The sequence below is a fragment of the Allonocardiopsis opalescens genome, assembly GCF_003002095.1.
Lineage (GTDB): Bacteria > Actinomycetota > Actinomycetes > Streptosporangiales > Streptosporangiaceae > Allonocardiopsis > Allonocardiopsis opalescens.
The window spans coordinates 348,647-372,845 of sequence record NZ_PVZC01000008.1 but is presented as its reverse complement, the minus strand read 5'-3'; the positions used below and the strand labels follow the sequence as shown (position 1 = coordinate 372,845).

Sequence of the window (24,199 nt, the reverse complement as noted above, 5' to 3'; positions counted from 1 at the left end):
CGGTGGCCACCGCTACCCCGCGTTAAGGGACCGGTAAACGGCGGTCGGACCGCCTGTGGCCTGGTCAGTCGGTGGGAGGTGCGGCCGGCTCGGCGCCGCGCGGGCGCTCCAGCGGCGGACCGTCGACGGCGCAGTGCACGGTGCGCTGCGGGCGGCGGGCCGCGGCCGGCGGCTCCGGCGGGGCCAGCCGGTCGCGGATCGTGACGAAGGCCAGCACCCCGCCGAGCACCAGCAGCCCCGCGCAGACCGCCATCGCGGCGTGGAAGCCGGCCGTGAACGCGGCCGGGTCGCGGAAGGCGTCGCCGCCCAGGCCGGACGCGGCCGGCAGCACCGCCACGGCCAGCAGCCCGGCGCCGCGCGACACGGCGTTGTTCACCCCCGACGCGATCCCGCTGTAGCGGTCCTCGACGGCGGCCAGCGCGGTGGCGGTGAGCGGCGCGACCGTCAGGGACAGGCCGAGCCCGAAGACGATCATGGCGGGGAGCACCACGGTCAGATAGGACAGGTCCGGGCCGACCCGCAGCAGCAGCAGGAAGCCGCAGGCCATCACGACCGGCCCCAGCGTCATCGGCAGCCGCGGCCCGATCCGCTCGGCCAGCGCCCCGGCCCGCGACGACAGCACCAACATCAGCACGGTGACCGGCAGCATCGCGGCGCCGGCCGCCACCGCCGAGAAGCCGGCGATCTGCTGCAGGTAGACGGCGGTCAGGAACATCATGCCGCTCAGCGCCGCGTACACCGCCACGGTGACCAGGTTCGCGCCGGTGAACTGCCGGGCCCGGAACAGCCGCAGCGGCAGCATCGGATGCGGGCTGCGCGCCTCCACGAGGGTGAAGACGACCAGCAGCACCACGCCCGCCGCCAGCACCACCAGCACCTCGGCCGACAGCCGCTGCTCGCCCGCGGTGGTCAGCGCCCAGGTGGTGGCGGCCAGCCCGAGCGCGAGCAGCACGGCGCCGGCCACGTCGAAACCGGGCACGGCGTCGCGGTCGCGCGTCTCGGGCACGTGCCGCGCCGCGTACACCACCAGCGCGGCCAGCGGCAGGTTGACGAAGAAGATCCACTGCCAGCTCAGCGCGTCGATGAGCAGGCCGCCGATCAGCGGCCCGGCCGCGGCGGCGATGCCCGACAGGCCCGACCAGGCGCCGATGGCCCGCGCCCGGTCGCGCGGCTCGAAGGACGACTGCAGGATGGCCAGGCTGCCCGGGGTGAGCAGCGCCCCGCCGACGCCCTGCAGCGCCCGGAAGGCGATCAGCGCCTCGATGGACGGCGCGAAACCGCACATCGCCGACGCCGCCGCGAACCACACCACGCCGAAGACGAAGATGCGCCGCCGGCCGAAGTGGTCGGCCAGCGAGCCGGCCAGCGGGATCAGCGCGGCCAGCATCAGCGTGTAGGCGTTGAGCGTCCACTGCAGGCCGTCGATCTCGCTGTGCAGGTCCTCGCCGATGGGCTCCAACGCCACGTTGACGGCGCTGGCGTCCATGAAGGCCAGCCCGGAACCGGTGATGGTGGCCAGCAGCACCCAGCGGGCCGCCGGGGTCCCCCAGGCGATCACCGCGACACCAGGCCGGCGTCGTAGGCGACCAGGCCCGCCTGGGTGCGGTTGGCGCAGTCGAGCTTGATGAGCATGCGGGAAACATATCCCTTCACGGTGGCCTCGCTCAGGTGCAGCCGCGCGGCGATTCGCGCGTTGCTCAGCCCCTCGCCGAGGCAGGTCAGCACCTCCACCTCGCGCTCGGTCAGCTCCGCCACCAGCGCCCTGGCCCGATCCCTGGCCGCCTGCTCGTGCGCGGAGGCGGCGACCAGCCGCCGGGTCGCCTCGGCCGACAGCACAGTGTGGCCGTCGGCCGCCACCCGCACCAGGCCGATCAGGTCCTCGGGCGGGGTGGACTTGATCAGGAAGCCCGCCGCTCCGGCGCGCAGCGCCCGCACCACGTAGGCGTCGGCGTCGAAGGTGGTGAGCACCACCACGGCCGGGCGGGCGCCGGGCAGCCGCTTGATCCGGTCGATCGCGGTGAGGCCGTCGACCACCGGCATGCGCAGGTCCATCAGCACCACGTCGGGCTGGTGGCGGACCACCGCCTCGACGCCCTCGGCGCCGTCATTGGCGACGGCGGCCACCTCGATGTCGCCGGCCGAGCCGAGGATGGTGCGCAGGTGGGCGCAGACCATCGGCTCGTCGTCGACGATGACGACCCTGATCGGGCCGGTGCGCGGGTCAGCGGGCATGGGCGGGGTCTTCCGCGGTCGGGACGTAGGCGGGCAGGGTCACGTCGACCTCGAAGCCGCCGTCGTCGGCCGGGCCGGCCCGCAGGGTGCCGCCGACCAGCTCCACGCGCTGGCGCAGCCCGAGCAGGCCGCTGCCCGAACCGCTGGCGGTCAGCGCCGGGTCGGCGGCGGCGGTGGGCGGGGCGTTGCGGACGGTCAGCCGGACCCGGTCGCCCATGTGCCGCACGCCGACCCGCACCCGGGCACCGGGGGCGTGCTTGCGGACATTGGTCAGCGACTCCTGCACGATGCGGTACGCGGTCCTGCCGACCACGCCCGACGCCCGCGAGGGATCGCCCTCCTCGACCAGCTCCACCGGCACCCCCACCGACTCCGACTCGGCGACCAGCGCCGACAGGTCGGGCACGGCGGGCCCGTCGGGATCGGCCGCGGCGGCCTCGTCCCCGCCGGTCCGCTCCGGCGCCCGCAGCACACCCACCAGCTCCCGCAGCTCGTGCAGCGCCTCCGCGCCTGAGGCGCGCAGGTCCTCGGCGGCCTGCCGGATGCCGGGGTCGCCGGCGCTCATCCGCAGCGCCCCGGCCTGGAGCACCATCAGGCTGATCCGGTGGCTGACGATGTCGTGCATCTCGCCGGCCAGCCGGGCCCGCTCGTCGGCCCTGGCCTGCTCGGCCAGCAGGTGCTGCTCGCGCTCGGCGCGCTCGGCCCGCTCCGTCAGCGCGTCCACCAGGCGGCGCCGCGCCCCCACGTACATGCCCAGCAGCGCGGGGAAGGCGGTGAACATCAGCGCGCTGATCGACACGGTGGGATAGAAGTTCCAGGGGCGGACCAGCAGGAGCGTCAGCACCGCGACCAGCGCCCAGGCCGCCCACCGGTCGCGGGAGTAGCGGATCGCGGCGTAGCACGCGAAGGGCACCGCCAGCGGGGTCCACAGCTGGTCGGCCATATCGGTGCCGGGCAGCCACAGCGACGCGGGCAGGGCCGTCAGCAGCGCCGCCAGCGCCGAGGTCGACGCGACCGCCGCCAGGCAGACCAGCAGCGGCCGGGTGCGCCGGACGAGCAGCAGCGCGGCGGAGGCGACCATGGTCAGGTTGACGAAGGTGGGGGCGACCGGGTCGCTGGTGGGGTCGGGGCGCCACAGGATGCCCGTCACGCTGAACACCAGCTCTGCCGTGACGATGACGAGCGTGAGGACGAGGTCGGTCGCGGTCGACCGGTTCCACCGCCAGGACGGGCGCTGCACGGCTCCACGCTACCCAGCCGGACCGGCGAAGGCGCCGATCACCATCCCTTCGCCACCGGGCACCCTACGAAAGTCGCACGGCGCACCGCTGTTCCGCCCGGCCCGGCGCCCCGATCACCGACCAAGCGCCCTGCCGCGCCCCGGGCCCGTCCGGCTGGAATGGAGCCGTCGCGGACGACCGGTCCGCGGCGGCCGGCGGGCCGACCCGGACCCGCCGCGCCACAGCGGACGGGATCCCCCGCCGGGCACAGCGAGGAGGCGGCCACCGTGCCGAACGACGGCACCGCCCCGACCGGGCGACCGCGAGCGGCGGAGCAGGGCGGCGGGCGGCGCATCGACGCGCTGGACGTACTGCGCGGCGTGGCCATCCTGGGCACGCTGGGCACCAATATCTGGATCTTCACCGACCCGGACGGACCGGCCGGCTTCCTGGCGGGGCTGCCCGCCCCCGACTCCGTGGCGGGCACCGCCGAGACCGTGCTGCGGTTCCTCGCCAACGGCAAGTTCCTGGCCCTGCTCACCCTGCTGTTCGGCATCGGCCTGGAGCTCCAGTACCGGTCGGCGCTGCGCCGGGGCCGGCGCTGGCCGGGCTGGTACCTGTGGCGGGCCGCGCTGCTGTTCACCGAGGGCGTGCTGCACTTCGTGCTCGTCTTCGAGTTCGACGTGCTGATGGGCTACGCGGTCGTGTCGATGCTGGTCGCCTACCTGATCGGGCGGCGGGCCCTGGTGGTGGGCGCCTGGGCGGGCGTGGCGGCGGTGCTGCACCTGGCCTCGATCTCGCTGCTCACCGCCGCCCTGGTCGTGCTGCCCGACAGCGTCCGGGAGACGCCGGAGCCGCTGGTGGGGCTGTACGCCCACGGCGGCTACCCGGAGCAGGTCGCGGTGCGGCTGAGCGAGGTGCTGGTGTACCGGTCCGAGAGCGTCTTCATCGTGCCGCTCGGCATCGTGCTCTTCCTGGCCGGCTCCCGGCTGCACCGCGCGGGCGTGCTGGCCGACACCGTGGGCGGGGCACGGCTGCGCCGCCGGCTGATGGCGCTCGGGCTCGGCATCGGCGTCCCGGCCAACCTGGCCACCAGCCTGCTCGGCCCGGACTGGTTCCTGGCCGACCGCTACCTGTGCGCGCCGCTGGTGGCGCTCGGCCTGCTCGGCCTGGTGCCCGCGCTGGTGCTGCGGAGCCGCCGCGGCCCGGGTCCGGTCCGCCGGGCGCTCGGCGCCGTCGGGCGCACCGCGCTCAGCTCCTACGTGGGCCAGAACGTGATCGCCTCGGTGCTCTGCTACGGCTGGGGCCTCGGCCTGGCCGCGACGCTGGCCGACTGGCGGCCCTGGTGGGTGCTCGCGGCCTGGGCGGCGATCTGCGTGCTGCAGCTGCTGCTGGCGAGCTGGTGGCTGCGGCGCTTCGAGCGGGGCCCGCTCGAACTGGCCTGGCACTGGGCCTACCTGGCGCCCCAGCGGCGCGGCCGAGCGCGGCCGCCGTCCGGGCCGGGCGCGGGGACCGAGACCGAGCAGATGGGAGTGGCGCGATGAAGGAGATCGTCGGACTGGTCGGTGTGCTGCTGGTGGCCCAGGGCGTCGGGGGTGTCGTCAACCGGCTGGCGGGCGACGGGCCGAGCTGGTTCCTGGTCAACCATGTCGAGTTCCTGCGCGGCTACGAGATCCCCGCCGGTGTTGTACTGGCCGTGCTCGGTCTGGTGCTCGCGGGAACCGCCACCGTCAGCGGGCGGGGCGGTCGCAAGGAGGAGGAAGGCCATGAGTGAGACGACGATGCCGGGCCCGGCCGCCGAGCCGCGGCTGCGGCCGCCGCGCCACCCGTCGGACCCGCGGGCGGTCGGCTGGTGGCGGACGCAGGCGCTGCTCATCGCCGTCCCGGCGGCCGCGGTGCCCGCGGTCGGGGGATGGCTGCTGCCCGGCGCGTGGGGCACCTGGGCGCTGGCCGCGGCCGCCGTGCTGGCCGTGCTCGGCGCGGTCTACGCGGCCGTGATGCCGGTCTGGCGGCACCGCGTGCACCGCTGGGAGGTCACCGACGAGGCGGTGTACACGGCGACGGGCTGGCTGTGGCAGGAGTGGCGGATCGCGCCGATGTCGCGGGTCCAGACCGTCGACACCGTGCGGGGGCCGGTGCAGCGGCGGTTCGGGCTGTCCAGTGTGACCGTCACCACCGCCTCGGCGGCGGGCGCCGTCCGCATCGACGGGCTCGACCACGCGCTCGCCCGCGAGCTGGTGCGGCGGCTGACCGAGACCGCCCAGGCGGCTCCCGGGGACGCGACATGACCGCCGCGCGGCCCGCCGCGCCCAAGCGGGCGGAGACGAACGGCGCGCGGTGGCTGCCGCTGGCCAACGCGGGGACGGTCGGGGTGACCGTGGTCTGGGTCGGCGGTGCGACCGCGGGCGGCGGCGCGGGCCTGTGGTACGGCCTCTCGTTCACCGCCCTGCCGACCTGGGCCCTCGCGGCGCTGGTCATCGGCGGAGTCGTCCTGATCACCGGCGCCGTGTCCGGTTTCGAGGCGCTGCGCTGCCGGGCCACCCGCTACCGGGTCACCGGGGAGCGGCTGGAGCTGCGCTCGGGCGTCCTGGTGCGCAGCCACCGCTCCATCGCCCGCGAGCGGGTCCGCAGCGTCGACCTGACGGCCGACCTGGTCTCGCGCGTTTTCGGCGTCACCATGGTCGTCGTCGGCACCGGGCAGCAGGGCGACGCGAGCGACGAGCTGAAGCTGGACTCGGTGCCCGCCGCCGAGGCCGAGCGGCTGCGCGCGCTGCTGCTGCGCCGCACCGCGCCCGGGGACGGCGCCGCCGACCCGGCCGCCCCGCCGCCCGCCGAGACCACCCTGCTGCGGATGGACTGGGGCTGGCTGCGGCTCGCGCCGCTGACCGCCTGGACCGTGGGCCTGCCCGCCGCCGCCGTGGGCGGCGTCTTCCGGATCGCCTCCGAGTTCGGCGGCAACCCCGTCGAGGTGCTGATGGGCGTCGGGCCGGTGCGCGCCGCCTTCGGCTGGGCGGTGGGATCGCCGTGGGTCGGCCTCCCGCTGGTCGCGCTGGTGCTGCTGGCGCTCGGCGCGCTGGCGACCACCGTGCTGGCCGTGGAGTACTCGTGGGGGTACCGGCTCACCCGCGAGCCGGGCGGCACCCTGCGCGCTCGCCACGGCCTGCTGACCACCCGGTCGATCACCCTGGACGAGCGGCGGCTGCGCGGCGTGGAGCTGGCCGAGCCGCTGCCGCTGAGCTGGGGCGGCGGAGCCCAGCTCAAGGCGGTGGCCACCGGGCTCAAGCGCAAGACCGAGGACGGCAACGAGACCGAGCGCGACGCGCTCGGCCCGCCGCTCCCGGTGGACCGCGCCCAGGCGCTGGCCGCCGACGTACTGGAGCTGCCGGTCGCGCCGACGGCCTCCGTCCCGCTGCGCCCGCACCCGCGCGCGGCGCTGCGGTACCGGCGCATCTGGGGGATTGCTGGCGGCATCCTGCTCGGCGCCGTCCCGGCGGGTGCCGCCGCACTGCTCGGCTGGGTGCCCGGCTGGCTGCCCGCCGCACTGGCCGTGCTGTTCGCCGCGGCGGCGGTCCCGCTGGCCGGCCGCGCCTACCGCAGCCTCGGCCACGGCATGGGCGAGCGGCACCTGATGACCAGGTCGGGCGCCTACACCCGCCGCACGGTCGCGCTCCGCCGCGACGGCGTCATCGGCTGGACCATCAGGCGCTCACCGCTGCAACGCCGGCTCGGCCTGGTCACCGTCACCGCGACGACGGCGGCGGGCAAGGGCGCCTACCGCGTCCGCGACGCCGCCCTCGGCGAGGGCCTGGCCTTCGCCGACACGGCGGTGCCGGGGCTGCTCGCCCCGTTCCTGGCCGACGCCCGGCCGGCCGGGCGCGCCGAGGGCTCCGGCTAGCCCGCGGTCGGCCCCGCGGTGCGGCGCCGACCGGGGCCGACGGCCGTCCCGGGCATCGTCAGCGGCGGAGGAGGTCCAGGGTTGCTCGTCTCCGATCGGGCTCACCACGAGATCCGTCGCGCCGGCGGCCGCGAGCGTCTCACCGCGGTACTCGACCTCCTCGCCCCTGAGCAGCGGGACCAGCGCGCTGAGGTACTCGCGCACATGGCGGGCCGGACGCTCGTAGCACAGGCCGAAGGCCGCTTCGACGATCTCGCGGTGACTCGGCCCGACGCCGAGCGTGAAGGCGTTCCCACTGACGGCCCGCGCGGTGAGCACCTGTCCGGCCAGCGCCAGCGGGTGCCTGGGGTACGTCGGCACCACGGCCGTGCCGACCTCGATCCCGGGCACCTCCCGGGCGGCCGGCGCGGCCACCATGATCGAGTCCCATGAGGTCGTCTGGCAAAGCCCGCCTCCCGGCCTCGCGCACCTGGGCGACCAGGGAGTCCACGCTTCCACCGCCGCTGTTGACGCCGATGCCGAGCCTCATACGGCCGCTCCTCGGACAAGTGGGACATCCCGCTTCCGTTCGAAGGCTATCCGGGAGCGCTGAGACCGAGCCTCCGGTCAGAGCCGCAGAGCGTCGGCACCCGTCGGCGGCCCACGGCATGCGGCGGCTCGGACGGAGGCGTCGCGGCCGATCCCTAGGGCGGTCGCGCCGGCCGGGCCGGGCGGCGCGGCGGTGATTAGGGCTTCCTCCCGATGGCCGCGCCGCCCGCCTTAGCGCCAGCGTGGGCTGCGGCGGGCCGCTCCGGTCCGCCGCGACACGGGGAGGACCCATGCAGCCGGAGCAGGCGGACGCGCTCACCCGCGTCTACCAGCAGGACGCCAGGAAGCGGGCCGAGCGCGAACGCGCCGTCCGCGAGGCCGAGCGGCGCGGGCGAGCCGGCGCGGACGGGGATGTGCGCCCCGCCGCGCGGCGGCGGTGACCGGCGCGGATGGAACCGCCGCCGTCGGCGCTGGCATGCTGGCGGACATGGAAGCGCGCGAGCAGAGCACGGTGTTCGTGGGCCGCGGGCGGGAGCTGCGGTCCCTGCTCGACGACGGCGACGACGCGCGGCGTGGCGGCGCCACCGGCGTGCTGGTGGCCGGGGAGGCGGGCGTCGGCAAGTCCCGGCTGCTGCGCGAGTACACCGCGCGCACGCCGATGGGCCGGGTCGTCACCGGCGGCTGCCTGGAACTGGGCGCCGACGGGATGCCCTTCGCGCCCTTCGTCGCGGTGCTGCGCGAGCTGTCGCGCGGCCCGGCCGGGCCCGGTGGCGACCGCCACGAGCTGGCCCGGCTGCTGCCCGAGCCGGGACCGCAGCCCGATGGCGCCGCCGAGGGGCGGGCACGGCTGTTCGAGGCGGTGCTCACCGCGCTGGAGCACGCCGCCGAACCCGGCGGGCTCACCGTGATCGTCGAGGACCTGCACTGGGCGGACGCCTCAAGCCGCGAGCTGCTGGTCTTCCTGCTGCGCAACCTGGGCCGGGCCCCCGTCCAGCTGATCGCCAGCTACCGCGCCGACGACCTGCACCGCACCCACCCGCTGCGCCGGCTGCTGCCGGAGCTGGAGCGGCTGCCCCCGGTGCGCCGGCTGGAGCTGGCGCCGCTGTCGCGCGCCGAGGTGGCCGACCTCGCCGCCGGCATCCGCGGCCGCGGACTCGACCCGCGCACCCTGGACCTGGTGTACGAGCGCAGCGGCGGCAACCCGCTGTTCGTGGAGTCGCTGCTCGCCGAGCAGGGCACCGGGCGCACACCCGTGCCCGACGGGCCGCGCGAACTGCTGCTCGGCCGCACCAGCGGGCTCGACGGCACCGCCCGGCGCGTGGTCGGCGCGGTCTCGGCCGGCGGCGAACCGGTGCGGCACGCCCTGCTGGCCGCCGTGGCCGGCCTGCCCGAGGAGGAGCTGGACGCCGCGCTGCGCGCCGCCGTGGACGCCAATGTGCTGACCGTCGTGCGCGACGGCTACGCCTTCCGGCACACCCTGCTCCGCGAGGCCGTCTACCAGGACCTGCTGCCGGGGGAGTGCGCCCGCACGCACCGCCGCTACGCCGAGGTGCTGGCCGAGGGGCTGCCCGGTGTGCCCGAGGCAGAGGCGGCGGCGCAGCTGGCCCACCACGCCTACGCCGTCCACGACCTGCCCAAGGCGCTGTCCGCGGCGTGGCGCTCCGCCGAAGCGGCCTCATCCGCGCTGGCCCACCCGGAGCGGCTGCGGATGCTGGAGCGGGTGCTGGAGCTGTGGGACCAGGTGCCCGACGCCCCTGAGCGCGTCGGGCACGGCCGCCCCGAGGTGGTGTACCGCACCGCGCGCACCGCCCTGGCGGCCGGCCACCCCGTCCGCGCGGCCCGCTACGCGACCGAGGGACTGGAAGAGCTCTACGACGGGGACCCGCGCACGCTCACCCGGGGCGCGCTGCCCGACGACGGCCGCGCCGCCATGATCGGCCGGCTGCTGCACGCACGCGGCGAGGCGCTGAAGGAGAGCGGCCGCGACGGCTCCCTGGAGGACCTCGCCGCCGCCGGGCAGGTCCTGCCCGCCCGGCACCCCTCGCGTGCGGCGGTGCACGCCGCGATGGCCGCCAGCATGATGGTGCGCGGCCACTCCGCCTCGGCCGCCCTGCCCGCCAGGCGGGCGCTGGAGCTGGCCCGCGCCACCGGTGACGGCCGCACCGAGGCCGACGCGCTGATCACCCTCGCCACCCTGGACGAGGGGGCCGACCCCGAGCCGGCGCTGGGGATGCTGCGAGAGGCGCTGCGGCTGGCCAGGGCGGCTGGCCGTCCGCAGGTGGAGATGCGCGCCTACGTGAACACCGGTTCGGTGCTGTGGCGGGCCGGGCGCTTCGACGACCAGGCGGCGACCGCCCGCGAGGGGCTGGCCCGCGCCCGCGAGCTGGGCCTGGCGCGCACCCACGCCGCGATGCTCAGCAGCGTGCTGTCGGTGGCGCTGATGGAGCGCGGACACCTGGCGGAGGCGCGCGCCGCGGTGCGCGAGGTGCCCGAGCCCGACAGCCCGCTGGCCCGCGCCTGGCTGCTGGAGCGCGCCGCCGAACTCGACCTGGTCGCGGGCGAGCTGGCCGCGGCGCGCGAGTCCGTCGACGCCTACCTGCGGCTGCTGCCCGAGGGCTCCTCCTCGCCGCTGGAGATCCTGCCGGCCCGCGACGACCGGATGCGGCTCGCCCTGGCCGAGGGACGCCCCGAACTCGCGGCGGCGCTCTCGCTGGAGGTGGTGGAGCGGCCGCCGCGCTGGCTGACCGGCATGCCGCTGTGGGGGATGCTGCGCGAGCACGCCGAACTGGCGGTACGCCTGCGCGCGGAGTCGGCGGCGCACCCCGGGCTGGGCACGATGGCCGACCGGGTCGCCGCCGCCGTGCGGAAGATGGCCGAGCGCGAGCCGCCCGCCGCCGTCATGGGCCTGCTGCGCGCGCACGCCGTGCGCGCCGCGCTCGCCGAGGACCCCGCCGACGCGGTGCCGCACTGGGCCGACGCCGTCGCGGTGGCCCGCCGGATCGGGGCGCGGCTGGACCTGATCCGCGCACTCACCGCCCTCGGCGCCGCCCGGCACGCCCTGGGCGCCGCGGCCGAGGCCGAGCGGAACCTCGCCGAGGCGGCGGAGCTGGCCCAGGCGTGCGGCGCCGGCCTGCTGGCCCGCGAGGTGGCCGCCGTGCGCGCGCGGACCGGCGGCCCGCCCGCCCCGCCCGCCGGGCTCACCGCCCGCGAGGCGGAGGTGCTGGGCCTGGTCGCCCAGGGGCGCACCAACCGCGAGATCGCCGAGCGGCTGGTGATCTCGGCGAAGACCGTGAGCGTGCACGTGTCCAAGGTGCTGGCCAAGCTGGGGGTCTCCAACCGCCACGCCGCCGCGGTGCGCGCCCGCGACCTGGGCCTGGGCTGACGGCCGGGGCGCGGCCGCCCGGCCCGGATCAGCCGGCGGCGGCCAGGAGGTCGGCGGGGGAGGGGCGGCCCTCGGGGTCGATGACGTAGCGGTAGATCGACTCGAAGGTGTCCAGCATGGCGCCGGTGCCGTGGGAGGAGATGATCTCCTGGCCGGCCGCGCTCATGCGTGCGGCCAGCTCGGGATCGGACAGCACCTGGGTGAGGCGGCGGGCCAGCTCGGGCACGTCGCCCGGCTCGTAAAGCCAGCCGTTGCGGCCCGGCCGCACCAGGTGCGGCAGCGCCACCGCGTCGGCCGCGACGACGGGCAGGCCCGCCGCCATCGCCTCCATGGTGGCCAGGCTCTGCAACTCGGCGCGGCCCGGCATGCCGAACACCGACGCCCGGGCGTACGCCTCGGCCAGCTCGTCGTCGGTCACCACGCCGCGGAAGACCACCCGGTCGGCGAGGCCGAGCCGTTCGGCCAGCGCGGTGAGCCGGTCGCGCACCACGCCGTCGCCGACGATCTCCAAGCGGGCGCCCAGCTCGGCCGGGAGCAGGCTCAGCGCCTCGATCAGCTCCTCGACGTACTTCTCGGCGTCCAGCCGCCCCACGAACAGGATCGTGGGGCCCTCGGGCTCGAACGCGGGCTCGGCCAGCCGGAAGCGGTCGATGTCGATGCCGTTGGAGACGGGGACGGCCCGCTGGCCCAGCCCGTGCTCGTGCAGCAGCGCGGTGGCGCTCGCGGTGGGCGCGGTGACCAGGTGGGCGCGGTCGAAGACCCGGATCAGGTCGCGCCAGCCCCAGCGCATCAGCGGCCGCGACACCCAGCCGGGCAGGTTCACGTAGCCGACCAGGTTGTCGGGCATGAAGTGGTTGGTGGCCACCAGCGGCAGCCGCCGGTCGGCGGAGACCTTGGCCAGCGCCCGGCCCACCACGAAGTGGGACTGGACGTGCACGACGTCGGGGCGGATCTCGGTCAGCAGCGCGCGGACGTCGGCGGTCGCCTGCCACGGCAGGCTCACCCGGAAGGTGGGGTGCACCGGAGTGCGGTGCGAGCGGACGCGGTGCACCCTCACCGCGTCCTTGCCGTCGGGCATCCGGTCGGCGTGCTCGGGGGGCGCCACCGGGCAGATCATGTGCACCTCGTGCCCGCGCTCGGCCAGGCCCGAGGCGAGCCGCTGCGAGTAGCGCGCCGCGCCGTTCACGTCGGGCGGGTAGGTGTCGGCGCCGACGACGATGCGCAGCCGCCGGGCGGGATCGGTGTCGGTCACGGTCTCAGGCTCTCCTTCTGCCCGGCCTGGGGCCGGGGGCCGCTCCGGCGGGCACGGGGGTGGTCATGGTCATGTCCTACCAGCGGGACCGCCCGAGAGCGCCAGCTCGCGCGCCGGGCGCGCCGCCGGCTCCGGCGGCGCGGGCCGCTCGGCCGGGGCGCCGGGGTCGGACCCGGGCGGCAGGGTGGCCGAGCGCTGGCGGGCCAGCGCCGCGACTCCGGCCACGGCGAGTCCGGCCGCCGCGAGCAGCGCCAGCGCGGACGCGGGATCGAGGGCGGCGCCCTCGCCCAGGAACAGCAGCCCCACGCCGACGGCCACGATCGGGTCGGCGACGGTCAGCCCGGCCACCACGACGTCGGGCGGACCGCTCGCGTAGGCCTGCTGGATGAACCAGCCGCCGCTCAGCGCGGCCAGCACGATGGCGCCCGCGGGCAGCAGGGTGGCGACGGACAGGCCCTCGGCGGCCAGGTGGAAGGCGGTCACCTTCAGCAGCACCGGCACGTAGCCGAAGGCCGAACCCGCCGCGACGGTGTAGCCCAGGCAGCGCAGCCGGCCGCGGCCGATCGTGGCGGTGGCGCCGCCCAGCAGCACACCCGCGGCGACCAGCAGGCCGGCCCGCCACTCCACACCCGGCGCGAAGGCGGCGCCGTGGGCGCCGCCCGCCGCGATGGTCACGAACAGGCCGACCCCCGCCATGCAGGCGGCGATGGCGCCGATCTGGCCGGGGCGCAGCCGGGCCCCCGCAGCGCGGGCGGCGAGCGCGGCGGTGATCGCCAGCGCCAGCACGCCCACCGGCTGCACCACGGTCAGCGGCGCGAACAGCACGGCGATGACGTGCAGGCCGGTGCCGGCCCCGAACATGACCAGGCCGGCCAGCCAGCGCGGGGTGCGCAGCAGCCGCAGCATCCCCCCTGCGGCCAGCGTGCCACCACCGCTCTCGCGGGTCACGGCGCCGTGCTGGAGGTACGCGCCCAGCGCGCATCCGCCGGCCCCGACGACGGCGAGTGCGATCGCGAGCAAGGTCACCGCGCGCCCCTTTCCGCTCCCCCGTGTCCGTCGGCCGCTCCGTGCCGCCGCGTCGAAACGCTACGCGTGTCCGGAAGGTCCCGCGTCGCGCCCCGGTGGGAGTTCGGCGGCACGGGCCTACGCCTGAAGTCGTAGCCCTCGGCACCACCAAAGTGCCGTCGTCCGGAGTCATCGTCTCGCATACCGGCAGTCTCCCGGGTGACGGGCCGGCGGCGACATGGTGCGGGCGTGACACCTGCGGGTGGGGCCAGCACTACCCCGCCGCCAGGGAGCGCGCGAAGTGGGCCAGCAGCGCGGCGCAGACCGCGCTGACCAACCAGCCGGCCAGCAGCAGCCCGTGGTCGGCCACCTCGAACAGCGCCAGCGGGTCGTGGCCGAAGGCGGACAGCCAGCTGACCATCGCCCCCTCCAGCAGGGCGGCCAGGCCCAGGGTGGTGCCGGGCGAGGGGGCGCGCAGCAGCCGCAGCAGCAGCCAGGTGGCCGCGGGCGCCGCCAGCACGAAGGCGAGCACGTGCCCGGCCATCACCAGGGTGACGGCCGCCATCTCGGAACCGGCCAGCGGGGCGAGCAGGCCGGCCGCCCGGGCGAGCGCCGCGGCGGCGCCCAGGCCCCCGGCCGACGCCGCCAGCGCCTGGAGGCCGCACAGCCAGCCGCCGGGCTCGCGATCCGCCTTCCGAGCGGGGGCGGACCGCTCCGCCGCCGCGGCGCGCTGGAGCGGAGCGCGGCTAGACAAGGCCGGCCAGCTTGTACAGGACCAGCGAACCGGCCACCGCGACGTTCAGGCTGTGCCCGGTGCCGACCATCGGGATCTCCACCACCTCGTCCACCAGTTCCAGCGCCTCGGGCGGCACACCGGTGCGCTCATGGCCGAGCACGACGACCGTGGGCCGCCGCGCGGGCGGCAGCTCGGCGAGCCGGACCGCCTCGTCGGCCAGCTCCACCGCCACCACCCGCGCCCCCTGCTCGCGGCGGGCCCGCAGCCAGTCAAGCTGGTCGCCGGTCCAGTGCACGCACGAGCGGCGCCGCAGGGTGTTGCCGCGCGCCACCGCCTCGGGCACCCACGGCAGGCGGGGCACGGCCAGGCAGGCGCCGACGGCGTCGCAGGTGCGCAGCAGCGTACCGAGGTTGGCGCCGTGCATCGGCCACAGCGGGGCGGCGTAGAGGTGGTCCCAGCAGGAGTGCGCGCGGCGCCTGCGGGCGGCGGCCAGCTCGCGGCGGCTGCGGACCCGGGCGGCGGGCCGGGCGCCGCTCATCGGGCGGCGGAGGCGGCCTCCGAGCGGCTGAGGGCAGCGGCGGCGGGCGGCCGCCCTGCGGATGCGGACACAATTCGTGCGGATGCCGTCATGCGTGGGGCGCTTCGCGGCGCGCCCGTGCCATCGCCGGTGACAGGACCGCCTCCAGCGTAGCGGCCGGGACCGCCCCCGGCGAGGGCGGTCCCGGCCGCCGGTCAGGCGTCGGCGGCGGCGCGCTCGCGCTCCACCCACTCCGCCAGGGAGCGGCGCTGGATCGCGGCCGCCATCACCTCGGGGAAGGCGTCGGGCGTGCAGGCGAAGGCCGGTACGCCCAGCCGCGCCAGCGCGGCGGCGTTCTCGCGGTCCCAGGACGAGGCGCCCTCGTCGGACAGCGCGAGCAGCACCACCACTTGCACGCCCGCCGCCGTCATCGCCGAGATGCGGCGCAGCATCTCCTGGCGGACGCCGCCCTCGTAGAGGTCGCTGATCAACACGAAGATCGACTCCGACGGGCGGCGGATCAGCCCCTGGCAGTAGGCGATCGCCCGGTTGATGTCGGTGCCGCCGCCCAGCTGGGTGCCGAACAGCACCTCCACCGGGTCGCTGAGCTGGTCGGTGAGGTCGACCACCGAGGTGTCGAACACCACCAGCGAGGTGCGCAGCGTCCGCAGCGAGGCCAGCACCGCGCCGAACACGCTCGCGTACACGACCGAGGACGCCATCGAACCGCTCTGGTCGATGGCCAGCACCACATCGCGCTGCACACCCTGGCCGCGCCGCGCGTAGCCGACCAGCCGCTCCGGCACGATCGTGCCCCGGTCGGGCAGGTAGTGGCGGAGGTTGAGCCGGATGGTGCGGTCCCAGTCGATGTCGGCGGCCCGGCGCGGCCTGCTGGTGCGCGCGGCGCGGTCCAGTGCGCCGCCCACCAGCGAGCGGGTGCGCTGGGAGAGCCGCCGCTCCAGGTCGGCGACGACGGTGCGCACCACCGACCGCGCCGACTCCTTGACGGCGTTCGGCATCACCTTGTTCAGCGACAGCAGGGTGCCGACGAGGTGGATGTCGGGCTGCACCGCCTCCAGCATCTCCGGTTCGAGCAGCAGCTGGGACAGGCCGAGGCGGTCCATCGCGTCGGCCTGCATCACCTGGACGACGGAGGTGGGGAAGTAGCTGCGGATGTCGCCCAGCCAGCGCGCCACCCGGGGCGCGGAGGTGCCGAGCCCGGCGGAGCGGGCGCCCGATCCGCCGGCCCCGTCGCCGCCGCTGTCGTAGAGCGCGCCCAGCGCGGCGTCCATCTGCGCGTCCGCGCCCGCCAGGCCGCAGCCCGTGCCGTCGGCGGCGCCGCCGCCCAGCACCAGCCGCCAGCGGCGCATCCGCTCGTCCTCGGTGACGGTCATCGACTCTCCTGAAGGCTCGGACTCGGCACGGGGGAGGCGGCGGCCGGGGCCAGCAGCCGCAGCACGGTGGCCACCGCCGGGGCGGCCCGCTCGTCGTCGACCGGATGGCCGCCGGAGACGGACTCCGTCCGCCCCGCCGGGCCGCCGCCCAGCCGCCGCGCCTGCTCGCCGATGGCGCGGCGCTCCGGCGGCGCGAAGGCGCCGAAGGCGCGCCGCAGCAGCGGCAGCACCTCGCCGAAGGCGTCGGCGCCCAGACCGCTCAGCCAGCGGTCGACCAGGCCGAGCAGCTCGGTGTCGTGCACCAGCAGCAGCCCGCCGCCCGCCCCCGCACCGCCGACGAAGCCCTCGATCCACGCGGCGGCGCGGGCCGGCGGCTCCGCCGCCGCGGTGGCGTGGCCGAAGCGCACCACCAGCTCGTCGCCGCCCAGCCGGCAGGCATCGTGCAGCAGCCGGTGCAGCCGCCCGGCGACCAGGCCCTCGACCCCCGACCTGGCGGCGCACTCGGCCAGGGTGTCCAGCCAGCGGGAGCGGTCGGCCTCGCCGAGCAGGCCGGTGGCGGCGTGCACCCCGTCGACCAGTTCGACGGTGCGGGCCGCCTCCTTGGCGGTCGCGCCGCCGCCCGACGCGGGGCGCCGCGCCGAGGACCCGGCCGGGGCGGCCGCCGCCAGCGCCGGCCCCAGGCCGACGCAGACGCGGGTGAGCAGCTCGTCGGTGACGGCGCGCAGCGACGACGCGTCGTGCCGGCGCACCCCGCCGTAGCGCTGCGCCCGGGCCAGCGGCGGCAGCGCCGCCATCAGGTGGGTGATGTCGGTGTCGACCGCGGCGCGGCGGCTCACCGCCGCCACCACCTCGCCCAGCGCGCCGTCCAGCCCGGCCCGCAGGCACTCCTCGGTGAGCCGGGTCAGCGCGGGCAGCGCGGCCTCGGCCGCCAGCTCCCGCACCCGGGCGGCCGCCGCGGAGGCCACCGTGGTGCCCCAGCGCCCGGCCTCCACCAGCGCGACGTCGAACTCCGGCTGCCAGGCGAGCGACCAGGTCTCGGCGAAGGTGCCGCGCCTGCGCCGATCGCCGCGCCGGGGCGCGCCCCAGCGCACCCCGAGCAGCAGCAGCCGGTTCAGCAGCCTGCTGCGCTGGAGGTCGAGGTCTTTGCGCAGATCCAGCTCGATATCGCGGACGGTCGCCTCGGGGCGCAGCCGCAGCCGGCGCTGCGCCTCGCGCAGGTCGCGCTGGATCGGCAGCGCGGGGGTGGCGGCCGGGACCTCGCCCAGGCGCTCGCCCACCACCATGCGCCGGTGCACCAGCGCGGCGCGCGCCTCCGCGCCCTCGCAGAGCACGGCGGTGGTCGCCTCGGCCACCTCGCTGAGCCCCGCCAGCGGACGGCCGCGCAGCACCGCCAGGCTCTCGGCGAGCCGGACCGCCTCGATCACGTGCGCCGACGAGACCGGCTGGTCCTCCTCGCGCAGCAGCCGCGCCGCCTCGGTCAGCCAGCGCAGCACCGGCCGGTCGGCGGCGGTGAACAGGTGGTGGTACCAGCCGGGCGCGGTGACTCCGGCGCCGTAGCCCGACGCGGCGGCGAGCCTGCCGTGGGTCCACGGCACCCAGGTGACGGAGACCTTGGCCTTGGGCAGGCCGCGCAGGGCCGCGGCGTCGGCGGCCGCGGACGGGAGCGTGCGCAGCGCCGGGGCGTGCCAGGCTCCGCAGACCACCGCGATCCGCTGGAAGCCCTCGCGCAGCGCGGCCCGCAGCACCTTGCGCATGTGCGCCTCGCGCGCCGCCTCCCGGGCGTCGTCGGGCCCCGGCCCCGCCGATTCGGCGGTCTCGCGCAGCACCTCCATGGCGGCGGCGATGGCGGGGAAGGGCGACTCGCCGTCGTCGCGGTGCTCGACGACGTCCTCCCACCACCGCTCCGGGTCGTCGTAGCCGGCCGTGCGGGCCAGCACCGCGATCGGGTCGGTTCGGGCGGCCCGGGCCTCCGCCGCGCCGCCGTCGTCCTCGGCGCCGTCGGGCGCCTCGGCCTCCGGGTCGTCCGGTGCGTCCACCGCGGCCGGGACCGGCGCGGCCTCGGCCTCCCAGGCCAGGGTGTGCGCCGCGGGCAGGTCGCAGAAGCGCACCGGCACATCGCGGGTGACGGCGTAGCGCAGCGCCTGCCACTCGGGCGAGAACTCGGCGAAGGGCCAGAAGGCCGCACGCGAGGGGTCGTCGTCGCGGTAGCCGAGCAGGGCGACGGGCGGGACCATGTCGGGGTCGGCGGCCAGCTCCACCAGCGCGTCGGCCTCCGGCGGCCCCTCGATCAGCACCGCGTCGGGCCGCAGCCGGACCAGGGCGGCGTGCACCGCGCGCGCCGAGCCCGGGCCGTGGTGGCGCACCCCGAGCACGTGGACGCGGTCGTCGGCTCCGCCGCGCGCCGCCATCAGCCGCCTCCGCGACGGGCCGCCGGGACCGGGCGCATCAGTTCGCCACCTCGCGGCAGGCGCGGTAGAAGTCGCTCCAGCCTTCGCGGCCGCGCACCACCGTCTCCAGGTACTCCCGCCAGACCACCCCGTCGGAGACCGGGTCCTGCACGACGGCGCCGCGGATTCCGGCCGCGATGTCGGCCGGCCGCAGCACCCCGTCGCCGAAGTGGGCGGCGAGCGCGATACCGCCGGTGACGACCGAGATCGCCTCGGCGGTGCTCAGCGTGCCGCTGGGCGACTTCACCTTGGTGCGGCCGTCGGCGGTGACCCCGGCGCGCAGTTCGCGGAAGACGGTGACGACCCGCTGGATCTCGGTGAGCCCGGCCGGGACCTCGGGCAGCTGCAGCGAGCGGCCGAGCTGCTCGACCCGGCTGCTGACGATCTCGACCTCGTCCTCCATGGACTGCGGCACCGGCAGCACGACCGTGTTGAAGCGGCGGCGCAGCGCGCTGGAGAGGTCGTTCACCCCCCGGTCGCGGTCGTTGGCGGTGGCGATCAGGTTGAAGCCGCGCTGGGCCTGCACCTCGATGCCGAGTTCGGGGACCGGGAGGGTCTTCTCCGACAGGACCGTGATGAGCGCGTCCTGGACGTCGGAGGGCATCCGGGTCAGCTCCTCGACGCGGGCCAGCCGCCCCTCGGCCATTGCGGTGAAAATCGGGCTGGGCACCAGCGCCTGGGCCGAGGGGCCCTCGGCCAGCAGCCGCGCGTAGTTCCAGCCGTAGCGGATGGCCTCCTCGGCGGTGCCCGCGGTGCCCTGGACCAGCAGGGTGGAGTCGCCGCTGACGGCGGCGGCGAGGTGCTCCGACAGCCAGGTCTTTGCGGTGCCCGGCACTCCGAGCAGCAGCAGCGCGCGGTCGGTGACCAGGGTGGCGACCGCGACCTCCACCACCCGGCGGGCGCCGACGTACTTCGGGGTGATCTCGGTGCCGTCGCCGAGGGTGCCGCCGAGCAGGTAGCGGGTGACGGCCCACGGCGACAGGCGCCATCCCGGCGGGCGCGGGCGGTCGTCCTCGGCGGCGAGGGCGGCGAGTTCGGCGGCGTAGGCCTGCTCCGCGTGCGGCCGCAGCGCCGCGTCGGCGCCGGGCGCCGAGCCGTTGGCGGTGGGGGAGGGGGCCGGAGAGGTCACGAAAGCTCCTGGTGCATGTCGAGGCGGAATCGGAGCGTGGCTCCGAACTGGTGGATCACGTCTGCGGCGGCCGCGTTCGGCGGCGGCATCCGGCTGTGCAGGGCGGGGTCGAGCCGCTGGGCCGCCAGCCGGCACAGGGAGTGGAGTTCGAGGGAGGCGGACTCGCCCGTGTTGGCGCGGTCGGCGAGCAGCCTCTCGAGCACGAGAGCGCCCACCTCGGTGCCCCAGGGCACCCGGAGGTCCTGCACGGCGCTCAGCACGTGGGTAGTGTCGGGGGCCGCCGCGAGCTGCTGGGCGGTGCGGGCGCGCTGCTCCTCGGCGGGCAGGATCCGCACCAGTGAGTCGCCCCGCGAGCGCAGAGCGGGATTGCCGCCGAGCGGGCCGAGCAGGTACGGGATCATGCCGCGCGCCCAGTCGGCGTTGTGCTGGACCAGGGCGGCGTTGCCGAGCGCGTCGATGACGTCCATCTGCTCGGCGGCGCCGTTCACCAGGGCGTGCATGACGCTCGCGGGGTCGTCGCCGAGGTGGCCGAGCCAGGCGCTCAGCGGGGTGTAGGTGATCAGGGTGTGCAGCCACTCGCGCCGGTGCTCGGCTGAGGCGGTGCCGCGCCCGGCCGAGCGGCCGAGGTTGAGGTCGCGGCGGAGGCCGTCGTCGAGGCGCTGCGGGGGGTCGACCACCACGATGGGCCGCGCCCGCCGGTCGGCCGACCGGCCGCCGTCGATACGCACCGCGCGCAGCGCGTGCGGGATGAGGCGCCGGCCGAGCGCGGAGTCGGGGAGGCGGGACAGGAAGGTGAGGGCGAGGGCGCGGATGAGGGAGCTGCGGTCGTTGAGCAGCTCTTCGAGGAAGGGCTCGTCGTCGGCGGACAGGCGGATCTCCAGCGCCTGGAGCAGCCGCTTCCTGCGGTCGGCGGGCTCCTTGTCCCACACCTCGGCCAGCAGCTCCCTGGCCCGGGCGGGTTCGCGCCCGCGCAGTGCGGAGAGGTAGGCGACGCGCTGCCCGGGCGCGCCGTACTCCCACACCTCGCCGGGTTCGCCGGCCGTGACCTCCACCGAGGCGAAGTAGGACCACGCCGGGTTCAGCGCGGCCAGCCAGCGCCCCCGCGCGCCGGCGACCGCCGCGACGGCGGGCCGCAGTCCGGTGTCGCGGGCGCCGTGGTCGAGTAGGTCGGGCAGCAGGTGCGGCGGCACGGTGAGCCCGCGGTCGGCGGCGAGCCCCAGCCATTCGGGCAGCAGGGCCGCCTGCTCTCCGCCGAGGATCCGGCCCAGCCGCGCGGCCGCCGCATCGGACGCGAACGGCCCCGCGTCGTGCGGCGCCGGCTCCACCGGCGCCGCGCGCCCCGGCATCCGCCCGGCCCGCAGCCGCACCACCGCCGGCGCCGCCCGCTCCAGCAGCACCGCCGCCGGATCGTCGACCGGCGCCTCCTCCGCCGGCTCGCCCGCCGGCGGCACCGGCCGCCGGTCGGTGCCGAGCAGCGCGCTGGACACCAGCTCCTCCCAACCGCCCCCGGCACCGGCCTCCACCGCCGCCACGCCGCCGGGCGGCGCCTCTCCCTCGTCCGTCACCGCACCCACCTCTCTCCGCTCAGCACCACCGACCCGGTCCACCCGGGCCCACCACGCACCGCCCTCAGCGCGGGCGGCGCGTTCCCGCACAGCGATTCAACCGAATCCCGGCCGCCGGCCTCCGCCGTTGTCCACAGCCCCGCCCACCACCGCCGACTTATCCACAACCGCCCGGTAACCCCTTCTCCCGCACAACCCAGGACGGAAGGATGGGTGTCGGGGAGGCCCCCAGGGTGGGCGGGGGAAGGACACGACTGAAGCTCGCGGACCGGGTGATGCTTTGGCCCGCCGGGCGGCGACACCTCGGGGTGGCCGGAGGGGCGGGGAGGGAGGCCGTGGGCGCGCCGCCGGGCGCGGGGGCCGTCATCCGAGTCGCACCCGCGCGCCGGAGCGCGGCCAGACCGTGAGCGGGTGCAGGCCCTGCGGCGTCCACTCCCCGGCGACGGTCACCCCGATGCCCCCCGACACGGCGAGCAGCGCCCACGGCGACGCCGACGGATGCAGCGGAAGCGCGTCGCCGCTCGGATCGGCCAGCCACCAGCCGCCGTCGCGGGCGGGCACGGCGTCGGTGAGCACCACCGGCCAGCGCTCCAGCCAGGGGTCGGCGGCCAGCGCCTCGGCGTAGCCGCCGAGCGCCTCGCGCACCGGGCCGCCCGGCGGCGGCCCGCCCGGCTCGGCCCCGTACTGGTGCGCGACCAGTGCGCGCCGCTCGCCCGACCCCGGGTAGAAGGCCAGCTCGGCGTCGACGACGGTGCCGACCCGCAGCGAGCCGTCGAGCGACTGCCCGGCGGGCGCGAAGGAGACGACGACCGCGCCGCGGCCGCTCGCGGCACCGCGCAGCCACACCCTGCGGGTGGCGAGCTGGTCGGCGAGCGCGTCGGCCCAGCCGAGCACGTGCCAGCGGTCCCGCTCCCTGGGTCCGTCGGCCAGCACCTCCTCGCGCGAGGTCGGGAAGCCGACCCGGCTGCGCACGGTGTCGCGCAGCGGCTGCTCGACGGTGTCCCCGGCGCCGTGGGCGCGGACCAGGAGGTGCAGCAGCGCGTACTCCGCCAGCAGCCGCCCGGGCCATTCGGGCTCGGCCATGACCTCGCCCAGCGACCGCACCCGCTCGGCCGCGCCGGGCGCCTGGGCGTCCACCAGCCGCGCGGCCATGCCGTTCCAGTGGCCGTAGCCGGCCCGGCGCAGCCCGGCCAGCCCCTCGGTGACCTGGTCGCGCAGCCAGAGGTCGAGTTCGCGCAGGCCGGCCTCGACGCGTTCGGCCCGCTGGCGGGCGCGGCGGGCGGCGGCCTCGGGGTCCGCGGGCGCCGACGCCTTGGACGCTGGCGCCTGAGCGGCGCTCTGCTCGGCCTTGGCGCCGCGCTTGGCCAGCCACTCCTGGGCCCAGTCCGCCGCCTCCGCCACCTCGGGCAGGCCGTCGCGCGACCAGATCAGCAGCAGGCCGATGGCGTGCTTGCACGGGAACTTGCGGCTCGGACAGCTGCACCGGTAGGCCGGGGCGTCGGGTCCGGCCAGGTCGACGGCGGTCTGGTAGGGCTTGGCCCCGCTGCCCTTGCACTCGCCCCACAGCGCCAGCGTCGACGCGCCACCGGACGCGACCACCGCGCCGGTCCGCGGCCAGCCGGCCGGGCGGGCGACCTTCTCGGCCGCTTTGCGGGAGGGGGCGTCAGGGGCCAGTGCGAGCACGTCGTCGGTCTTCCATCGCTCGGTCACAAGCGTGACAGTAGCGGCGGCCACTGACATTTCGCGGCGGTCCGGACATTCGGCCGAAACCGGCCTCCACCTGGGTGTTCGGCAGTGTCGCGCGGCATCCCGTTTGTGTCGCGGAGGTCCGGGAGCGATCATCGTGGGGTCGATAGGCCCCGAGTGTCCCGGCCGTCCGGTTCAGGCGGCGCGGGCCCGAACCGAGAAGAGGCACCGTGACCGCCCTGCGCCGTGTCGCCGACTTCGTCGCCCGCTGGTTCGCCCTGCTGGTGCTGCTCGGCGGGGTCGTCGGACTACTCGTCCCCGGGCCGGCGGCCCTGCTCGCACCCCAGGTGCCGCTGCTGCTCGGGGTGATCATGTTCGGCATGGGCCTGACCCTGCGCGCCGCGGACTTCGCGGTGGTGGCCAGGCACCCCCTCGCCGTCCTGGTCGGGCTGGTCTCCCAGTACGCCTTCATGCCGCTTCTCGGCTGGGGCATCGGCACCGCCTTCGGTTTCTCGGCGGCACTGCTGGTGGGCATGGTGCTGGTCGGCTCGTCGCCGGGCGGCACCGCCTCCAACGTGGTGGTCTACCTGGCCAAGGGCGATGTCGCGCTGTCGGTGGCCATGACCTCGCTGTCGACCCTGCTCGCCCCGGTCCTCACCCCGCTGCTGGTGCTCTGGCTGGCGGGCTCGACGCTGCCGGTGGACGCGTCCGGGCTGCTGGTCTCCATCCTCCAGGTCGTGCTGGTGCCGGTGGTCGCCGGTGTGGTGGTGCGCGCCATCGCGACGCGGCTGGTCGACCGGGTGCTGCCGCTGCTGCCGATCGTGTCCGTGGTCGGCATCGTGGTGGTGGTCGCCGCCGTGGTGGGCGCCAACGCCGACGCGGTGCGCACCAGCGGCATCGTGCTGATCGCGGCCGTCGCGCTGCACAACGGCTTCGGCATGGTGCTCGGCTACCTGGCGGCGCGGCTCACCGGGATCGGCGAGGCCGGGCGGCGCGCCATCAGTGTGGAGGTCGGCATGCAGAACTCCGGGCTGGCCGCCAGCCTCGCGGCCGTGCACTTCACCCCGCTGGCCGCGCTGCCCGCCGCGATCTTCTCCGTCTGGCACAACCTCTCGGGCGCGGCGGTGGCGTCGTGGTGGGCGCGGCGGCCCGCCATGGACGAGCCGGCCGCGGCGGCCGAGGAGCGCTGACCCCGGCCGCCCGCGCCCACC

At 76.8% G+C, this 24,199-nt stretch carries 19 protein-coding genes and 1 pseudogene; 7 read left to right on the top strand and 13 right to left on the bottom strand.

Translation table 11 applies throughout. The annotated features are described in order from the left end of the window. Nucleotides 1-64: 64 nt before the first annotated feature. From CLV72_RS25360 to CLV72_RS25350, 3 genes are read right to left on the bottom strand one after another with little or no spacing between them, the layout of a single operon-like run. Nucleotides 65-1,558, bottom strand: coding sequence for an MFS transporter (locus CLV72_RS25360; RefSeq protein ID WP_245930434.1), 1,494 nt, complete (start codon nucleotides 1,556-1,558; stop codon nucleotides 65-67). Beyond that, entirely contained in the window at nucleotides 1,555-2,232 is a 678-nt protein-coding gene (locus tag CLV72_RS25355) for a response regulator (RefSeq protein WP_106251154.1), read from the bottom strand. Before CLV72_RS25355 ends, CLV72_RS25360 begins: the two co-directional genes overlap by 4 nt. After that, on the bottom strand, nucleotides 2,222-3,472 hold the full coding sequence (locus tag CLV72_RS25350; RefSeq protein ID WP_211303110.1) for a sensor histidine kinase: 1,251 nt from the start codon (nucleotides 3,470-3,472) through the stop codon (nucleotides 2,222-2,224). Before CLV72_RS25350 ends, CLV72_RS25355 begins: the two co-directional genes overlap by 11 nt. Before the next feature lie 267 nt (nucleotides 3,473-3,739). On the opposite strand from CLV72_RS25350, the gene CLV72_RS25345 reads away from it, so the two are divergent. The 4 genes from CLV72_RS25345 to CLV72_RS25330 are packed head-to-tail and all read left to right on the top strand — an operon-like array spanning nucleotide 3,740 to nucleotide 7,347. Next, nucleotides 3,740-4,996 (top strand): DUF418 domain-containing protein, encoded by a 1,257-nt coding sequence (locus CLV72_RS25345; RefSeq protein WP_245930433.1) that lies wholly within the window; start codon nucleotides 3,740-3,742, stop codon nucleotides 4,994-4,996. Beyond that, nucleotides 4,993-5,226: a hypothetical protein gene (locus CLV72_RS25340; RefSeq protein WP_106251149.1), complete on the top strand. Its 234-nt coding sequence runs from the start codon at nucleotides 4,993-4,995 to the stop codon at nucleotides 5,224-5,226. Before CLV72_RS25345 ends, CLV72_RS25340 begins: the two co-directional genes overlap by 4 nt. After that, complete coding sequence (locus tag CLV72_RS25335; RefSeq protein WP_245930432.1) at nucleotides 5,219-5,740, top strand: PH domain-containing protein; 522 nt, start codon at nucleotides 5,219-5,221, stop codon at nucleotides 5,738-5,740. The genes CLV72_RS25340 and CLV72_RS25335 overlap by 8 nt, the downstream gene beginning before the upstream one ends. Next, nucleotides 5,737-7,347 carry a PH domain-containing protein gene (locus tag CLV72_RS25330; protein WP_106251144.1) on the top strand — a complete coding sequence of 537 codons (1,611 nt, stop codon included), beginning with the start codon at nucleotides 5,737-5,739 and terminating at the stop codon, nucleotides 7,345-7,347. The genes CLV72_RS25335 and CLV72_RS25330 overlap by 4 nt, the downstream gene beginning before the upstream one ends. A 75-nt stretch (nucleotides 7,348-7,422) precedes the next feature. On the opposite strand, the pseudogene CLV72_RS34000 reads toward CLV72_RS25330, so the two are convergent. After that, nucleotides 7,423-7,845 (bottom strand): annotated as a pseudogene (locus CLV72_RS34000) (LLM class flavin-dependent oxidoreductase); the annotation flags it as partial. A gap of 320 nt (nucleotides 7,846-8,165) precedes the next feature. Between CLV72_RS34000 and CLV72_RS32415 the strand changes: the two are divergent. After that, nucleotides 8,166-8,315, top strand: a complete 150-nt coding sequence (locus tag CLV72_RS32415; RefSeq protein ID WP_170141106.1) for a hypothetical protein — start codon at nucleotides 8,166-8,168, stop codon at nucleotides 8,313-8,315. 47 nt (nucleotides 8,316-8,362) lie between these two features. Further along, the gene (locus CLV72_RS25320; RefSeq protein ID WP_106251377.1) at nucleotides 8,363-11,257 is read left to right on the top strand and encodes a helix-turn-helix transcriptional regulator; all 2,895 of its coding nucleotides are present in this window, start codon (nucleotides 8,363-8,365) and stop codon (nucleotides 11,255-11,257) included. Between the two features lie 28 nt (nucleotides 11,258-11,285). Here CLV72_RS25320 and CLV72_RS25315 read toward each other — a convergent pair whose 3' ends face one another. From CLV72_RS25315 to CLV72_RS25275, 9 genes are all read right to left on the bottom strand, one after another. Then, nucleotides 11,286-12,509, bottom strand: a complete 1,224-nt coding sequence (locus CLV72_RS25315; RefSeq protein ID WP_106251140.1) for a glycosyltransferase — start codon at nucleotides 12,507-12,509, stop codon at nucleotides 11,286-11,288. A 69-nt stretch (nucleotides 12,510-12,578) separates the two neighbouring features. Continuing rightward, nucleotides 12,579-13,535, bottom strand: a complete 957-nt coding sequence (locus CLV72_RS32410; RefSeq protein ID WP_106251138.1) for a DMT family transporter — start codon at nucleotides 13,533-13,535, stop codon at nucleotides 12,579-12,581. Between the two features lie 253 nt (nucleotides 13,536-13,788). Continuing rightward, complete coding sequence (locus CLV72_RS25305; RefSeq protein ID WP_106251135.1) at nucleotides 13,789-14,268, bottom strand: hypothetical protein; 480 nt, start codon at nucleotides 14,266-14,268, stop codon at nucleotides 13,789-13,791. Beyond that, nucleotides 14,261-14,788: a TrmH family RNA methyltransferase gene (locus CLV72_RS25300; protein ID WP_106251133.1), complete on the bottom strand. Its 528-nt coding sequence runs from the start codon at nucleotides 14,786-14,788 to the stop codon at nucleotides 14,261-14,263. The genes CLV72_RS25305 and CLV72_RS25300 overlap by 8 nt, the downstream gene beginning before the upstream one ends. Nucleotides 14,789-14,982: 194 nt before the next feature. Continuing rightward, complete coding sequence (locus CLV72_RS25295) at nucleotides 14,983-16,161, bottom strand: VWA domain-containing protein (protein ID WP_245930431.1); 1,179 nt, start codon at nucleotides 16,159-16,161, stop codon at nucleotides 14,983-14,985. Next, nucleotides 16,158-18,569, bottom strand: a complete 2,412-nt coding sequence (locus CLV72_RS25290) for a DUF5682 family protein (protein WP_106251131.1) — start codon at nucleotides 18,567-18,569, stop codon at nucleotides 16,158-16,160. The genes CLV72_RS25295 and CLV72_RS25290 overlap by 4 nt, the downstream gene beginning before the upstream one ends. A gap of 37 nt (nucleotides 18,570-18,606) precedes the next feature. Continuing rightward, the gene (locus tag CLV72_RS25285) at nucleotides 18,607-19,737 is read right to left on the bottom strand and encodes an ATP-binding protein (RefSeq protein ID WP_106251129.1); all 1,131 of its coding nucleotides are present in this window, start codon (nucleotides 19,735-19,737) and stop codon (nucleotides 18,607-18,609) included. Beyond that, entirely contained in the window at nucleotides 19,734-21,302 is a 1,569-nt protein-coding gene (locus CLV72_RS25280) for a DUF5691 domain-containing protein (RefSeq protein ID WP_106251127.1), read from the bottom strand. The genes CLV72_RS25285 and CLV72_RS25280 overlap by 4 nt, the downstream gene beginning before the upstream one ends. Before the next feature lie 363 nt (nucleotides 21,303-21,665). Beyond that, nucleotides 21,666-23,012 (bottom strand): SWIM zinc finger family protein, encoded by a 1,347-nt coding sequence (locus CLV72_RS25275; RefSeq protein WP_106251124.1) that lies wholly within the window; start codon nucleotides 23,010-23,012, stop codon nucleotides 21,666-21,668. A gap of 206 nt (nucleotides 23,013-23,218) precedes the next feature. On the opposite strand from CLV72_RS25275, the gene CLV72_RS25270 reads away from it, so the two are divergent. After that, nucleotides 23,219-24,178 carry a bile acid:sodium symporter family protein gene (locus CLV72_RS25270; RefSeq protein ID WP_106251122.1) on the top strand — a complete coding sequence of 320 codons (960 nt, stop codon included), beginning with the start codon at nucleotides 23,219-23,221 and terminating at the stop codon, nucleotides 24,176-24,178. The last annotated feature ends 21 nt before the right edge of the window (nucleotides 24,179-24,199 follow it).

Bases quoted from the DNA above. Each gene is read 5' to 3' on its own strand.
- CLV72_RS25355 (WP_106251154.1), bottom strand. From the start codon at position 2,232: ATGCCCGCTGACCCGCGCACCGGCCCGATCAGGGTCGTCATCGTCGAC.
- CLV72_RS25340 (WP_106251149.1), top strand. From the start codon at position 4,993: ATGAAGGAGATCGTCGGACTGGTCGGTGTGCTGCTGGTGGCCCAGGGC.
- CLV72_RS25335 (WP_245930432.1), top strand. From the start codon at position 5,219: ATGAGTGAGACGACGATGCCGGGCCCGGCCGCCGAGCCGCGGCTGCGG.
- CLV72_RS25330 (WP_106251144.1), top strand. From the start codon at position 5,737: ATGACCGCCGCGCGGCCCGCCGCGCCCAAGCGGGCGGAGACGAACGGC.
- CLV72_RS32415 (WP_170141106.1), top strand. From the start codon at position 8,166: ATGCAGCCGGAGCAGGCGGACGCGCTCACCCGCGTCTACCAGCAGGAC.
- CLV72_RS25320 (WP_106251377.1), top strand. From the start codon at position 8,363: ATGGAAGCGCGCGAGCAGAGCACGGTGTTCGTGGGCCGCGGGCGGGAG.
- CLV72_RS25300 (WP_106251133.1), bottom strand. From the start codon at position 14,788: ATGAGCGGCGCCCGGCCCGCCGCCCGGGTCCGCAGCCGCCGCGAGCTG.
- CLV72_RS25295 (WP_245930431.1), bottom strand. From the start codon at position 16,161: ATGACCGTCACCGAGGACGAGCGGATGCGCCGCTGGCGGCTGGTGCTG.
- CLV72_RS25290 (WP_106251131.1), bottom strand. From the start codon at position 18,569: ATGGCGGCGCGCGGCGGAGCCGACGACCGCGTCCACGTGCTCGGGGTG.